A 738-nucleotide genomic window follows, 5' to 3' on the forward strand; every position below is an offset into this window, starting at 1 on the left:
CGATCGACTGGCGGGTCGACAGCGCCTGGCTGTTGGCCGCTTCCTCGTTGGTGTCGGCCAGCGTCAGGTTGGACGAGCCGGTCTGCAGCACGTTGATCAGGTTCTTGGAGAAGTCCTGACGGATCTGCACGATCGACAGGTTCGAACCGAAGGCCGAAGCCTGCGAGCGCAGCGTGCTCGACGCGTCGTTCAGCGCGGTGAGAACCTTCTGGGTGCTGTCGTTGTCGATGAAGTCGGTCCCGGCAGTCAATGACGCCAGACCCAGGCCAGCCGGATCGTCGGTCACGCCGTTGATCGTCAGCGTCGACTTGCCGGTTTCGTTGAACACCAGCTTGAGCTGATCGCCGTTCAGCAGGTTGATGCCGTTGAAGGAGGCATCCTGCGCTGTCGTCTTGATCTGGTCGATCACAATATTGTACTGGCGAACCAGATCCGCGCGGGTGTTCTGCGCATTGACATCCTTGACCGGAGTGGTCGTGGTGAGGGTTCCGAGCAGGCCGCTGGTACCCGTGGCGGTGCCGGTGATTTTCCCGGTCAGATCGACCGATGCATCGTCATTGGCGGTCGTGATGCTCAGCTTGCCGTCGCTGGAGAGCGAAGCCACCAGGTTGCTGTCGGCGAGCTTCTTGTTGAGATCGTCCAGGGTGTTCACCGCACCGGTACCGGTTCCGATGGTGATGGTCTGAGCCGCCTTGCTGCCGATCGCAGCGATGCTGAGGACCTGGTTATCCTTGGAAT

1 pseudogene is annotated in these 738 nt (G+C 61.0%); it reads right to left on the reverse strand.

The features are described 5' to 3' along the window. Positions 1–738 (reverse strand): annotated as a pseudogene (locus J6497_RS42560) (flagellin); the annotation flags it as partial.

The sequence above is a fragment of the Bradyrhizobium cenepequi genome, from assembly GCF_020329485.1.
Classification (GTDB): Bacteria; Pseudomonadota; Alphaproteobacteria; order Rhizobiales; family Xanthobacteraceae; genus Bradyrhizobium; species Bradyrhizobium cenepequi.